This window comes from Candidatus Thiosymbion oneisti, from assembly GCF_900092655.1.
GTDB lineage: Bacteria > Pseudomonadota > Gammaproteobacteria > Chromatiales > Chromatiaceae > Thiosymbion > Thiosymbion oneisti.
Genome location: NZ_FLUY01000660.1, coordinates 1 through 12372, shown reverse-complemented (window position 1 = coordinate 12372; position 12372 = coordinate 1). Strand labels below are relative to the sequence as shown.

Genomic DNA, 12372 nt, shown 5'->3' with positions numbered 1-12372 from the left:
CGCTCCAGCGTCATGAAACCTTGGCCGCTGGAGCGGCCACAACGGCATTCCCACGCTGGAGCGTGGGAACGAGCCAAACAAGGATCCCTCGCTGCGCTCGGGATGACAGCTGCCTGATCACAACTGCATGCGCTTGAAGAACCTTTCCGGGATCGACCGGATGAGTGCCATAACCGGCCGCCAGAATGCGGGGGCATAGCTGACATCGACGGCTTTAGCGACAGCAGCGGCGATTCGATCAGCGATCTGTTCAGGTGTGGCCCACAGGGCGCCTTTCTCGAACGCGCTTGTCATGGGTGTATCGACAAACCCCGGCTTGATGGTAATGACCTTGACGCCGGATTGATGTAGCCGATTCCGCAGCCCTTGCAGGAAGATGGTCACGGCACCCTTCGCGGAACCATAGACATAATTGCTTTGTCTTCCGCGATCTCCGGCTACCGAGGTGATCACGACAATGGTTCCTTGCCTGCTCGCCTCGAAGTAGTCGGCCAGATAGGTCACCAGCGAGATGGTGCTCAGGGCATTGATCTCGAACGCCGCCCGGGTCGCGGCGAAGGATCCCTCGCAGGTCCTCTGGTCCGGCAGGGTCCCGTGGGCGATGAGTACCAGGTCGAGGCCATCGAGTGCCTCGATGGCCGTCTCGATGATCGCCTGGTGCCGGTCGTAATCGAGCACATCGAGCGCCTGCACCCGGACCCTTGATGCGCCGCGGATTCTCAGGTCATCGGCAATGATCTGGAGTCTGTCTGCGTTGCGTGCGACCAGGAACAGGGCGTCTCCCGCTGCGGAAAAGCGCCTTGCGGTTGCCTGGGCGATGGCGGATGTGGCCCCGATGATGAGTGTCTTTCTCATGACTGCACCGTCACGCGCCGCCAGAAACCGGACGAAATGCGGGGATCCAGGTAGGTCTCCATGGTCTTCCAATGGGGATAGGCATTCTGGAAATCTTCCGGGCGCATCCGGGCGTCCTTGGCAGGGTTAAGGCGTCCGCCAACCGCTCTGGTGACCGCGTCCAGCTGGTCCAGCAGGCGCAGGGTCTTTTCGCCATGATTGGGAAAGTCCAGGGCCAGGGTTGCGCCCGGCATGGGGAACGACAAGAGTCCCGGTGACGGCTGGTCGCCGAACAGCTTGAGCACGGCGAGAAAAGAACCGATACCGGCCTTGGCGATGCGCTCCAGGATTTCTCGGATGGCGTCTTCCATCCGGTCGCTGGGCAGGGCACATTGATACTGCAGGAATCCTTTGGAGCCATAGACTCGGTTCCAGTCCAGGATTGTATCCAGGGGATAGAAGAAGGGCTCGTAATGCACCACATCTCGCATGCGGTCCGACGGTTGCCGATGGTAATAGAGGCGGTTGAACAGCTTGAGCGTCAGGCCGTTGATCAGGCTGAACGGGGGGTCGATCGGGAATCTCAGCTGCCGGGTCGGTGGTCGCGGGGGCTTCCCGGTAATGGACTCGGCGTGGTTCCCGCGGATGAACAGGCCCCGACCGAGCTGCGTCCCGGTTGCCGAACAGTCGATCCAGGCCGCGGTGTACGTGTAGTCTCGGTTAGACTCCCGGGCCAGCGCGAAGAACTCATCCAGGTTGCCGTAGCGAATGATCTCCCGCTCCAGGTACGGATTGCGGATGCCCTTCAGCTGGAGCTCGGCCCAGGTAATGACCCCCGTCAGGCCCAGCCCGGCGATGGTCGCCTGGTAGAAATCCGGGTTGTCGTCCGGTGCGCAAATGAGCCGCTCACCATCCGAGCGCAAGAGCTCGAAGCGGCGGATGTGGCGACCCAGGGTACCGGCCTGGTGGTGGTTCTTGCCATGGACATCGTTTGCGACGGCACCGCCGACCGTCACGAAGCGGGTGCCCGGCGTGACCGGTAGCAGCCAACCTTTCGGCACCGTCAAGCGCAGAATGTCCGCTAGCAGAACGCCGGCCTCACAACGCAGGACGCCGGTATCGGTATCGAACCGAATGCAGCGGTCCAGCTGCCGGCAATCCAACAAGATACCCCCGTCGTTCAGGCACACATCGCCATAGCTCCTGCCGTTCCCGAACGGCAGGCAGGTCCTTTCCCCGATCCTATCCATCGGTAAGGGGGCATCACGCCAATAGAGCTTGCAGGTCGCTTGATCGGCTTTGGGATAGCGTCCCCAGGATTGATAGCGCTTGGCTGCCATGTCATACCGCCAGCCACAGCAGAAGCGCGCCGATTCCCACCAGCCATTGGCTGTACCGATCCCGGATTACAAACACCACGGGATCCTCATCCAACTGGCCACGACGTGCCAGCAACCAGATCCTGGTCATCAGGTACAAGAGCAGCGGACACAGTAGCCAGATAACCTCCGGGTGCGTGTAGAGATCCCGCATCGCTTCGCTGTTTATATAGAAGGCAAGCACCAGCACGGCACTGTAGGCACTGGTGCTGCCGAACTGGGATAGCGTTTCCCGATCGGTGGTCCGGTAACCCCGTCCGAACGCAGCGATTCCCTCCTGTTGCTGCATCGTCAAGAGTTCGGTGAAGCGTTTGACCAATGCCAAACTCAAGAATAGGAACATGGAGAAGGCCAACAACCAAAACGAGAGCATGACCGACACCGCGGCGGCGCCGGCGATAATGCGAATGACGTAGAGCCCGGCCAGCACCATCACATCCACCAGGGCGACACCTTTAAGCCGTAGCGAGTAGGCTAGGGTGATGAGGTAATAAAACGCCAGCATACCCATGAACTCGAGGGGCAGAAAAAGCGCGAGGCCAAATGCGCTGATCAGCAGTCCGGGGATCAGCATCACCCCATAGACGATCGAGACGGTGCCTGCGGCAAAGGGGCGATGCCGCTTGGTCGGGTGTCGCCGATCATCCGGCAGATCCAGCAGGTCATTGAGCAGGTAGACGCTGGATGCACACAACCCGAACGCCAGGAAGGCCAGCAGCGCCTGCCCCACCAAGACCAAATCACCGAACCGGTGGGCCAACAATAGGGGGACGAAAACCAGGAGATTCTTCAACCACTGGTGTATCCGTAGTGCTTTGAGGTAGTGCTTGAGCGGGTTCCCGGTACGATCCTCAAAGACCCGCGTGACCTTGCCCCGGCGCTCTACCGCCGCTTTCACCCCCGGTTCGGGATTGACCAGCAAGGCCTCACCGGCCTGTTCCCACACCGGGAGGTCGACCATGGCATTGGCCGCGTAGTCGAAGCCACCGTCACCGGAGAGGTCCTGCAAACGCTCGAGCTTGCGCCTTCCGGATAGATTGACGGTAGCGTTACTGGCCACAATCCGGTGGAAAATACCGAGATTCAGCGCAATGGCCTCGGCAAATCGCTCATTAGCGGCAGTAACCAGGATAAGCCTGCGTCCGTCGGCATATGCTTGTTTCAGGTAAGCGAGGAAATCATCCTGATACGGCAGCAAACCGACGTCGATATCGACCCGCGCCGCGATCTCATGCTTCAGGTGTGCTCTGCCCTTCAGCAGCCATAGGGGAAGCAGAAACACGAACAAGACATTGCGCTTCAGCAGCGCGAAAATGGATTCCACCAGGAGATCCGTGCGGATCAGGGTTCCATCCAGGTCCACACCCAGCGGTCGTGATGCGGTGCCGTTCATGCTTGTATCGTCCTTGCGCTCCACCCTGACATAGCGTCAAGTTCCTCCGGATTTTTCCAACCGTAGGAAAGTTCTGTTTTCATCTCGAATATAGTGCTGAGCGTGAAGTTTGGCCGATTCAAGGCAAGCACTACCGAGACCCTCGAACAAAACGGCAGTGTATTTTTTCAAATGTTCGTCACAGTCCGCTTCAAATTCCGCCGGTGACATGATAACGAACTTGGTGCTCACATAACCACCGAAAGCGGGGTTGAGTTTTTCATTGGCTACAAAGAGAAAAACCTCTTCTTGGCGCAAGAGATACTCCACCGCATTCCAAAAGTTAACGCGGCTTTTTTGACTTAACGAGTCCCCTGTCGCGGTAGTGGTAAATTTTTAAATGATAGAGTGCTTGATAGTCCCAAAAGACTTAAACCCGTCGAGCTGCACAGCGGTCTGACCTACCCTCTACCAGTCAGTCCTCCGGCAAAGCCGCAGGCTTACCTCACTGAGTTATCCAGGCCCAACCAATTTCTCAAGAAGTAGCTGGTGAGCCGGAAACGGTCTCTCCAGCTCTGCTCCTCCAAAGGGGGCAAAACATGAGAAGACCAAGAGAAAGGATAATACCGTCGCCGGCACATGGATCCTCTTCAACGCGGATAAATAGACCATCAATAAAAGCGAAACGTTGGTGGACATTCCGATCCATCGGTAAAAATCGTACCCAGAAAATACAGCGAATATTGGAAATACGCTTACGAGGAATACCGCTAGTCTAAGGAGAAGACTCGATTCTCGCAAGTAGAGAGAAATTACTATCGCAAGGGATAAAGCATAGACTAGAGGGATGGCTATGTAACGGGCAGCCTCTAGCAACGATCGTACCACATGTTCTCCGCTTCGCGTATAGCTTCGGATAGGGCGGGACAGTTCACTATAACCACCCCATAGAGAACGCTTATAAGCTGTGTTAGGGAGCCTTTTCTCCATCACTTCTTCATATGAAGCTTTTGGAATCTCCTGAGTGTCAATCTTGCCGAAGAATAAGACACTTGCGATGACGATAATGACTGGCAAGGACAGAAGTACAGCATGTGCAACTTTCCTTTGCGTGATTTGCCATTGAGGTTCGGAGCGGTAGGTGTGAAGAAAAAATATCGCCGGCAAGAAAAAAATGAAAAGCTCATGCATCAGCACCCCGACACAGGAAAGGATCGTCAGCCAGACATCCCGTTTTACAAACAGAATCAAGATAGCCATGATGATAAGAAGTTGAAAGTCCTGCGTCCCCGTAATATAGCCGCTTTGTAGAATGAATGCCGGCGAGAGAAACACCACGGCATATCCGACAAGGTTATCGAAAGGCACTGCCCTCAGGCAGAAGTAGAGAATAAGAGCGGTAAATAAGAATATCTTCAATGCATAAATGACGTATGCAAACACGTACTCATTGGAAGTAATTTTGTTCAACCCGAGCTCAGTAAGTAGGGTACCGAATAACGCGCGTTTTTTGAATCCAAAATCGAAATAGCTGATATAATAATGCCACAGTCTTCCGAAGGACTGAACTCCTAACTCGGTGAAAGCCCATCGATTTAAGAAGATGAAAGAGATGAAAAACGCCGTACAAGCTATAGCCACGATTACGGCGCGGCGGTTCCTATCGTCAGTCAGCCAAATCATTCGTAAGGTGCCCTCCTATGGATAATATCGATTCTGAGTGATGTGGTGATTATACAGGTGTGTCAAGTCCCGCCAGATTGCGGCAGTGGCTCAGTTTGAAAAATTTATGCTTGGCCGCTCACTTTCCGGCCCATTTAACGCCAGGACGCAATGCGCCAAGACGCAAAGTTTCTTTGTTCTTTCTTTGCGTCTTTGCGTCTTGGCGTCCTTGCGTTTTTTCGCAATTTCCGATTTTTCGCGAACTGAGCCACTACCCAGATTGCAGACTCGGTTTTTGAACAGGTTTGGCTGTTTATGTGACCGGTTCTCATGGTCTGAAGGGGTGAAATGTGGCCTAATGCTTTGTGCGGGATGTGCTGACTATAAACTGCCTCCCCGCTCCGTGCTCGTCTCCCTTGGGGGTAGTGGTAAATTGTTAACTGGTAGAGGGTAGGTTGGGCCGCTGTGCGGCTCCGCAGGCTGAAGTCTTTTTAGACTATCAACCACCCTATCAGTTAGAAATTTACCACTACCCCCTTGGGGACACCCCTTGATACCACTGGGTATGCCGGTGTGTGCCACGCCTTATGCCCCGCATCGAGAAAAACTCATGAGCCCTGAGCTGGGTCGTCTTTGTTCCCTGCTGCGCTCTGTCGCCGAGGCGGAGATCATGCCCCGCTTCCGGCATGCCGCCACCCGTTCCAAGGCCGATGGCAGCCTGGTCACCGAGGCGGATCTGGCAACCCAGCAGCGGGTCTGCGACGAGCTGGGCCGCATCTGGCCCGAGATACCGGTGCTCGGAGAGGAGATGACCCCGGCGGCGCAGCAGCGGCTGATCGCTAATGCCGACGTCGGCGTATGGTGCCTGGACCCCCTGGACGGCACCAGCAATTACGCCTATGGGTTTCCCTACTTCTGCATCTCCCTCGCCTTGTTGCGAGGGGACAAACCGGTCCTGGGGTGCATCGTCGATCCGGTGCACGACGAGTGTTTCTGCGCCGAGCGCGGCCGCGGGGCCTTTTGCGACGGCGAGCCACTGCGCCTGCCGTCGGGACGGACCGAGCTGCGCGAGTGTCTGGCGATCGTCGACCTCAAGCGTCTGCCCAAGGAAGATCTGCCCAGTATGGGGGGACAGTCGCCCTTCTGTTCGCAGCGCAACCTGGGATCTATCGCCCTGGATTGGTGCTGGCTGGCGGCCGGGCGCATCCAGCTCTATCTCCACGGGGGGCAGAAGCTGTGGGACTATGCCGCGGGTCGGCTGATTGCCTCCGAGGCGGGGGCCATGTCGCGCCTCTTTGCCCGTAGTGGGGGACCAGCGGCCGAAGGCTTGTCGTTGGAGCCACGCATGGCCATCGCGGCGGAGAACGAGGCCCTGTTCGAGCGCTTGCTCGAATGGTGGTCGGGGCTGCCGCACGGGGACGGCTGAGCGCGGCTTCTCAGGGCCGGCCGGCCGCTTTGATTTCGAACCCCCGGCCTCATGTTAGAGGCGCGGGCAGGCTTGTGGACCCGAACACTACGGCTGGTGTCTATTCCAACAACATCGATCCAATTGCCATGAATAACGAGCTGACAGAATTCGACATGGCGCTCGGAAGCGGTATCGCTGCCTTCGAGTCCAGGCAGTTCTCCATTGCCGCCGGTCTGCTCTCCCCACTGGCGGAGGCAGGCAATCCCCAGGCCCAATACCGTATGGCCATCATGGCCCAAAACGGCCTGGGTATGCATGAGAACCACCCCCTGGCCTTCAGGTACATGCAGGCCGCTGCCGGGGCGGGCTTGGACATCGCCCAGCACGGACTCGGCTTCATGTACCTGGAGGGCGAGTGCACGGAAAAGGATGCGGTGCAGGCGGTACGCTGGTTCACGAAGGCCGCCGAGCAGGGCCTCGCGGGCTCCCAGACGACCCTGGCGAAGATGTACGAAGAGGGTCGCGGTGTGGAAAAGGATCAGACAATGGCCGACAAATGGTACCGAATGGCCGGCTTTGAAGGACGGTGATCGGAACCGGAATGGAATGTGCGCTCGCCCTGGACTGGCCCGCCTTGCGGTTTTGATCACCTCCGGGTCTCCTGTATACTCATACGCTTACCCACAGGGTATCTTGAAGAATCCTCTCCACGGGTTTTCTTAAAGTGCCGGGCGAAAGTCCGCTTTTGGCCGGCGGCGTGTTCAAGCCGGTGCCGCGATTGAGCCAATTGAGCCAATTGAGCAGGGGAGGCATCCTTGCCCCGAAGTGGGAGACTCCTTGCCTCACCGCAACGGCGGGAGGCTGATCAAGCCGAAAGGAGCTGTCATGCGACATTATGAAGTGGTTTTTCTGGTACATCCCGGTCAGAGCGAGCAGGTGCCCGCCATGATCGAGCGTTACCGGGAAAATCTCGAGAAGCGCGGCGGTGTCATCCATCGCCTGGAAGACTGGGGGCGGCGCCAGCTCGCCTATCCGATCAACAAGGTCCACAAGGCCCATTATGTGCTAATGAACCTCGAGTGCGATCAGGAGGCATTAGACGAGCTCGAGCATGCGTTCCGATTCAATGACTCGGTACTGCGTAATCTGATCGTTCGCCGCAACCGGGCCGTTACCGGGGCATCGCCCCTGGCCAAGTCGGCGGAGGGGCGGGAGCCGTCCGAGGGTTCTTCCGGCAAGGAGCCGAGCGCCCATACCGCCAGGATGGAAGATGAGGACCCCATAAGTAGGGTAGAAGACCCCATGAGTAGGGTAGAGGACTAAGCGTCGGAGGCCTTCATGTCGCGTTTTTTTCGCCGCAAGCGTTATTGCCACTTTACCGCCGAGGGCATCACCGAGATCGATTACAAGGACCTGCATTTACTCAAGTCTTATGTGAGCGAATCCGGTAAGGTCGTTCCCAGTCGCATAACCGGCACCTCGGCCAAGTATCAACGCCAACTGACCCAGGCCATCAAGCGGGCGCGCTACCTGGCCCTGTTACCTTACACCGACGGTCACTGACCGGGTTATGTAAGCAGGTGCCGGGCTGATCCCGCCCGGTTTCCGGCGTCCAATCCACACCTAAGCAGGCGATATCCGGTGCAGTCGCTGGCGAGCTTTACCATGCGTGGCCGCTCCCAGGCCACGTTGGTCGCGGCGGCGTCCGCTATGCTGTCGCTTATCCTACCCCTGGTGGGGTTGATCAGCTCGGCGGTCATTGCGCTGGTAACCCTGCGCAAGGGCGCCGAAGAGGGCTTGGTCGTGGGCGCCTTTGCCGGGTTTGCCGGTGGATTGTTGGCATTTGCCGCCCTGGGGAGTCCGTGGCCGGCCGTCGGTTTCGTGCTGATCCTGTGGCTGCCGGTCTGGGTGTTGGGCCTGGTGCTGCGTCAGGCCCGATCATTGACGCTCACGGTCCAGGTGGCCGCCTTGTTCGGCTTGCTGGTAGTGGCGGGAATTCGTCTGCTCGCGGCGGACCCGGCTGCCTATTGGATGGAACTCCTGGAACCGGTGCGCCGGAGTTTGGTGGAGAGCAGCGTTATCGATGCTGCCGTGAGCGAACAGCTGGTAGCCCGGGCCGCCCGCTGGATGACGGGGGCGTTCGCCGCAACCTTCTACCTCCAACTCCTGCTGGCTCTGTTCATGGGGCGCTGGTGGCAGGCGTTGCTCTACAATCCGGGTGGCTTCGGTGCCGAGTTCCGCGCCTTGCGGGTGCGCTCCGGCGTAGCTTATCCGGCGCTGGGGCTGGCAGTCGTGGTTCTCCTGCTGGACGAGGCCATGTGGGCGACCGAGCTCTTGTTGCTGTTGGCGCCCCTATTCTTCCTGCAGGGGGTGGCGATCGTGCATAGCCTCGTCCACACCTATTCCACGCATCGCGGGTGGCTGATCGGATTCTACGGGTTGCTGTTGCTGGCCACGCCCTACGCCGAGATTCTGGTCGCGGGGTTCGGTTTCCTGGATAGCTGGGTCGATCTGCGGACCCGAGTGGCGGCGCGAAAAAAGGGCTAGGATTAGGAGCCTGTCTGGCATACGACTGTTCTGTTGGGGAATCGAGGAGGCCGGTCAGCTTTCCCGCTCGCTTTCGTTAAATAGGCTTAGCTTATAGCCTCAATCGAGCGGAAAATCTGCCGCGCCCCTCGCTCCCTCGCTACGAACGCGTAAGCCAGACGGGCTCTAATAATCTATCGGGATTCCGGGTTGGCCGGGATGTTCCGTGTTGCTGAAATCGCTAGGGGGTACCCAAGTGGACGTTATCCTGTTGAAGAAGGTCGGGCATCTGGGCGATCTGGGAGAGAAGGTCTCGGTGCGTGCCGGTTACGGACGCAACTATCTGATTCCCTCCGGCTTTGCAGTGCCGGCGACTGCGGCCAACCTGGAGGCATTCAAAGCGCGGCGGGCCGAACTGGAGCGGGCGGCTGTGGAGAGCCTGGTCGCGGCCGAGTCCCGCCGCGAGAAGCTCGAGGGCCTGACCGTGACGGTAGCCCGTAAGGCCGGCGACGAGGGTAAACTATTCGGCTCCGTGGGTACCCAGGACATTGCCGCGGCAGTGCAAGCGATGGGGATAACCCTGGAGCGTCAGGAGGTTCGCCTGCCCGAAGGACCGTTCCGTGCCACCGGCGACTACGAGGTGGTGCTTCATCTCCATGCGGATGTGGATGCCACCATCAGGCTCCGGATCATCCCCGAGAAGTGACCCCGTAACCCCTCAGTCCCCTTTCCGGCTTCTGACCTGGGAATGGAAAATCGAGGGAGTCATGCCCGTCAAGCTCAATGCCGCTAAGTTAGGTGCCGCCCGCTTGCAGTGGTAGGGCGGTAGGCGTATGCCCCGGCGCCGAGCTATACAAACGAGTCTGAACACGCCCTTGCCCGACAATCGAGACGTAAGAGAAAACTACGAATCGCGCGAATCGGCGCGAATCGATCTGCGAGGATTCGGGTGATTCGTGGTTTCTCCTCTTGTTTGCCGACCGGTAACGCTTAACTGTTGGGTCCCAACGTTATGCATTGAAAGAGTTAGAGATCGATGGAAGTAAAAGAAGCGGTCAAAATTGCCAAGGCTTACACTTGAGGAATAAGTAACAGTCCGGTCCCCCAAACAGCGCTGTCCGGCATTATTTGGTGCTGCCCGAGAAGGCGTCGTGTTGCGTTACGCCGCGTTCGACGCCGTGCCCCCCGAAGCGTTTTCTCGTGCGGCTAACGCAACCTACACGCAAAGCGAGGTCCGCGCGGGGATAATGTGGGTGTAGGTTGCGTTAAGACGCCGGCACTGGCGTTACAGCAGATCAACGAGCCTTGGTGCGTCGCAACGCAACACGTCAAACTTGTCCCGACGCAGGAGGGATCTTTTCCCTCCGGACAACGCCAAATCATTCAGGATCGCACCCCGCTGACGGTTACCGTCACCCGGCGGCGCTGGGTATGGATGCGGTGCTCATAGAGATAGATTCCCTGCCAAGTCCCGAGGGCGCAGCGCCCCTCGCTTACCGGCAAGGTAAGGTCCATCTTGGTGAGGATGGCGCGTATGTGGGCCGGCATGTCGTCCGGTCCCTCTTGGGTGTGGTCGAACAATGGATCTCCGTCCGGGACCAGGCGGGCCATGAAGGCCTCCAAGTCGTCTCGGACCGTGGAATCGGCGTTTTCGCACAGGATCAGCGATGCGCTGGTGTGGTGCACGAAGACATGGCAAATGCCTGTCGCCAGATCACTTTCGCGCACGGTTTTCTCCACGTCTCTGGTAATGTCATAGGTACCTCGCCCTCGGGTGGTGATGGTAAGGCGCTGCTGGGCGATCATGCGTGGTTTTCCTCCGGTCGTGCGGTTCGGCACGCTGGGGCCGCCTGTCCGAATGAGGGATCTAATACTGAGGTATCCCCACAGAATAGCTTTTTAAATCAATAAGTTAACGGGACAACCGGGGTGTAGGTATGGGTCAGGCCATGCCTTGAGGCGTAAGTGACTGATTCCAGGGTTGATTTTGTGGGGATACATCAGGATCTAACATAGATTTTGCACTCGATTAAGGTGAATAGTGAACCTATCTATGTCATAGATCCTCCGCATCGCGTTCCACACGGCGCCCCTCCTTCCGCTCCCGCATGGGGTCTCCGCCGTCCGCCCGCTCAGTACGTGGCGCGGCCTCCGGTAGCGTCGAAGGTGAATGCGGTCGTGAAGCCGGCTTCCGGCGAAGCGGTGTAGGCGGCCAGCGCGGCGATCTCCTCAATCTCACCAGTGCGCTTCATGGGGATCCTGTCAGTCATGTACTTTACCTGCTCCGGCGGCAGCTCATCGACCATTTGCGTGCGCACGACGGCCGGCGCCAGGGCGTTCACGGTGATTCCCGTCTCCGCATACTCCTTGCCCATCACCTTGGTCAATCCGATCACCGCGGCCTTGGAGGTGGAGTAGGCCAGCATCCCGGCGTTGCCCTCCTTGCCGGAGATGGAGGCGATGTTGACAATGCGCCCGTAATTGGCCTGGAGCATGACCGGCAGGACGGCCCGGCAGCACAGGAACATCCCGGTGACGTTGATTTCCATTACGTGGCGGAAATCTCCCACGTCCACTTCGTGGGTCTTGCGATTAGTCAGGCCCGCGACGCCCGCGGCGGTGACCAGCACGTCGATGCGCCCGAACTTCTCCCGCACCTCCGCCACTGCGGCGTTGACGGGGGTCTCGTCAGTCACGTCCACCGGCACGGCATGGGTGGAAATATCCGCGCCTTCGAGCTCGCCTACGGCCTGCCGCAATCGCTCGGCCTTAATATCGAAGAGCACCACGCGGGCGCCCTCGCTGCCCAGGCGCCGGGCGATGCCCAGGCCGATGCCCTGGGCGCCGCCGGTGACGATCGCCACCTGATTCTCGAACCGATTCATGTGCTCCTAGGGCGTGTTGAGATTTAATTTAAGGAGTAAACCCTGACCTCCGGGTTTGCCTCTTAATGGTACAGGATTCACAGGATTTCCAAGATTAACAAAATACTATAATCGATTGTTCAGAAAAATAATCTGGAAATCCTGTTAATCTCGTCCTATTAGAAGATCCCTCGCTACGCTCGGGATGACAGCGGTTGGTTTTACCAGAAGATTTCTGTGAAACAGTGTACTAGGGGGCGTTCTCAATTAACAGATTTTCTCTCGTTCCCACGCGCCGCGTGGGAACGCAGAAGCTCCGCGCCGCGG

General features: G+C 58.4%; 13 protein-coding genes. 6 read left to right on the top strand and 7 right to left on the bottom strand.

Annotated features, from left to right (window positions below):
• Positions 1 to 117 precede the first annotated feature (117 nt).
• The 5 genes from BQ17_RS07230 to BQ17_RS07210 form a co-directional block, all read right to left on the bottom strand.
• Positions 118 to 855 (bottom strand): SDR family oxidoreductase, encoded by a 738-nt coding sequence (locus tag BQ17_RS07230; protein ID WP_089725670.1) that lies wholly within the window; start codon positions 853 to 855, stop codon positions 118 to 120.
• On the bottom strand, positions 852 to 2174 hold the full coding sequence (locus tag BQ17_RS07225) for an FAD-binding oxidoreductase (RefSeq protein WP_089725668.1): 1323 nt from the start codon (positions 2172 to 2174) through the stop codon (positions 852 to 854). The genes BQ17_RS07230 and BQ17_RS07225 overlap by 4 nt, the downstream gene beginning before the upstream one ends.
• 1 nt (position 2175) lies before the next feature.
• Positions 2176 to 3606 carry a UbiA family prenyltransferase gene (locus tag BQ17_RS07220; protein WP_089725674.1) on the bottom strand — a complete coding sequence of 477 codons (1431 nt, stop codon included), beginning with the start codon at positions 3604 to 3606 and terminating at the stop codon, positions 2176 to 2178.
• A gap of 36 nt (positions 3607 to 3642) precedes the next feature.
• Entirely contained in the window at positions 3643 to 3903 is a 261-nt protein-coding gene (locus BQ17_RS07215) for a hypothetical protein (protein ID WP_141699148.1), read from the bottom strand.
• Between the two features lie 195 nt (positions 3904 to 4098).
• A complete protein-coding gene (locus BQ17_RS07210) occupies positions 4099 to 5268 on the bottom strand; it encodes a hypothetical protein (protein ID WP_089725664.1) in 1170 nt (389 codons plus the stop codon).
• Between the two features lie 589 nt (positions 5269 to 5857).
• Here BQ17_RS07210 and BQ17_RS07205 point away from each other — a divergent pair.
• The 6 genes from BQ17_RS07205 (at position 5858) to rplI (ending at position 9887) form a co-directional block, all read left to right on the top strand.
• Entirely contained in the window at positions 5858 to 6673 is an 816-nt protein-coding gene (locus tag BQ17_RS07205; RefSeq protein WP_089725662.1) for an inositol monophosphatase family protein, read from the top strand.
• 128 nt (positions 6674 to 6801) lie between these two features.
• Positions 6802 to 7245: a tetratricopeptide repeat protein gene (locus BQ17_RS07200; RefSeq protein WP_089725660.1), complete on the top strand. Its 444-nt coding sequence runs from the start codon at positions 6802 to 6804 to the stop codon at positions 7243 to 7245.
• Between the two features lie 295 nt (positions 7246 to 7540).
• The gene (rpsF, locus tag BQ17_RS07195) at positions 7541 to 7978 is read left to right on the top strand and encodes a 30S ribosomal protein S6 (protein ID WP_089725658.1); all 438 of its coding nucleotides are present in this window, start codon (positions 7541 to 7543) and stop codon (positions 7976 to 7978) included.
• A gap of 15 nt (positions 7979 to 7993) precedes the next feature.
• The gene (gene rpsR / locus BQ17_RS07190; protein WP_089725656.1) at positions 7994 to 8218 is read left to right on the top strand and encodes a 30S ribosomal protein S18; all 225 of its coding nucleotides are present in this window, start codon (positions 7994 to 7996) and stop codon (positions 8216 to 8218) included.
• Positions 8219 to 8320: 102 nt separating this feature from the next.
• Positions 8321 to 9202 carry a hypothetical protein gene (locus tag BQ17_RS07185; protein WP_256091509.1) on the top strand — a complete coding sequence of 294 codons (882 nt, stop codon included), beginning with the start codon at positions 8321 to 8323 and terminating at the stop codon, positions 9200 to 9202.
• Between the two features lie 235 nt (positions 9203 to 9437).
• Positions 9438 to 9887: a 50S ribosomal protein L9 gene (rplI, locus tag BQ17_RS07180; RefSeq protein WP_089725672.1), complete on the top strand. Its 450-nt coding sequence runs from the start codon at positions 9438 to 9440 to the stop codon at positions 9885 to 9887.
• Between the two features lie 677 nt (positions 9888 to 10564).
• Here rplI and BQ17_RS07175 read toward each other — a convergent pair.
• Together BQ17_RS07175 and BQ17_RS07170 are read right to left on the bottom strand one after the other, a co-directional pair.
• Positions 10565 to 10987, bottom strand: coding sequence for a secondary thiamine-phosphate synthase enzyme YjbQ (locus BQ17_RS07175; RefSeq protein ID WP_089725652.1), 423 nt, complete (start codon positions 10985 to 10987; stop codon positions 10565 to 10567).
• Between the two features lie 326 nt (positions 10988 to 11313).
• Complete coding sequence (locus BQ17_RS07170; protein ID WP_089725650.1) at positions 11314 to 12066, bottom strand: SDR family NAD(P)-dependent oxidoreductase; 753 nt, start codon at positions 12064 to 12066, stop codon at positions 11314 to 11316.
• Between the last annotated feature and the right edge of the window lie 306 nt (positions 12067 to 12372).

What these genes read in the sequence shown, in the direction of transcription:
- BQ17_RS07230 (WP_089725670.1), bottom strand. Translation starts at nt 855, where the DNA reads ATGAGAAAGACACTCATCATCGGGGCCACATCCGCCATCGCCCAGGCA.
- BQ17_RS07225 (WP_089725668.1), bottom strand. Translation starts at nt 2,174, where the DNA reads ATGGCAGCCAAGCGCTATCAATCCTGGGGACGCTATCCCAAAGCCGAT.
- BQ17_RS07220 (WP_089725674.1), bottom strand. Translation starts at nt 3,606, where the DNA reads ATGAACGGCACCGCATCACGACCGCTGGGTGTGGACCTGGATGGAACC.
- BQ17_RS07210 (WP_089725664.1), bottom strand. Translation starts at nt 5,268, where the DNA reads ATGATTTGGCTGACTGACGATAGGAACCGCCGCGCCGTAATCGTGGCT.
- BQ17_RS07205 (WP_089725662.1), top strand. Translation starts at nt 5,858, where the DNA reads ATGAGCCCTGAGCTGGGTCGTCTTTGTTCCCTGCTGCGCTCTGTCGCC.
- BQ17_RS07200 (WP_089725660.1), top strand. Translation starts at nt 6,802, where the DNA reads ATGAATAACGAGCTGACAGAATTCGACATGGCGCTCGGAAGCGGTATC.
- rpsF (WP_089725658.1), top strand. Translation starts at nt 7,541, where the DNA reads ATGCGACATTATGAAGTGGTTTTTCTGGTACATCCCGGTCAGAGCGAG.
- rpsR (WP_089725656.1), top strand. Translation starts at nt 7,994, where the DNA reads ATGTCGCGTTTTTTTCGCCGCAAGCGTTATTGCCACTTTACCGCCGAG.
- BQ17_RS07185 (WP_256091509.1), top strand. Translation starts at nt 8,321, where the DNA reads ATGCGTGGCCGCTCCCAGGCCACGTTGGTCGCGGCGGCGTCCGCTATG.
- BQ17_RS07175 (WP_089725652.1), bottom strand. Translation starts at nt 10,987, where the DNA reads ATGATCGCCCAGCAGCGCCTTACCATCACCACCCGAGGGCGAGGTACC.
- BQ17_RS07170 (WP_089725650.1), bottom strand. Translation starts at nt 12,066, where the DNA reads ATGAATCGGTTCGAGAATCAGGTGGCGATCGTCACCGGCGGCGCCCAG.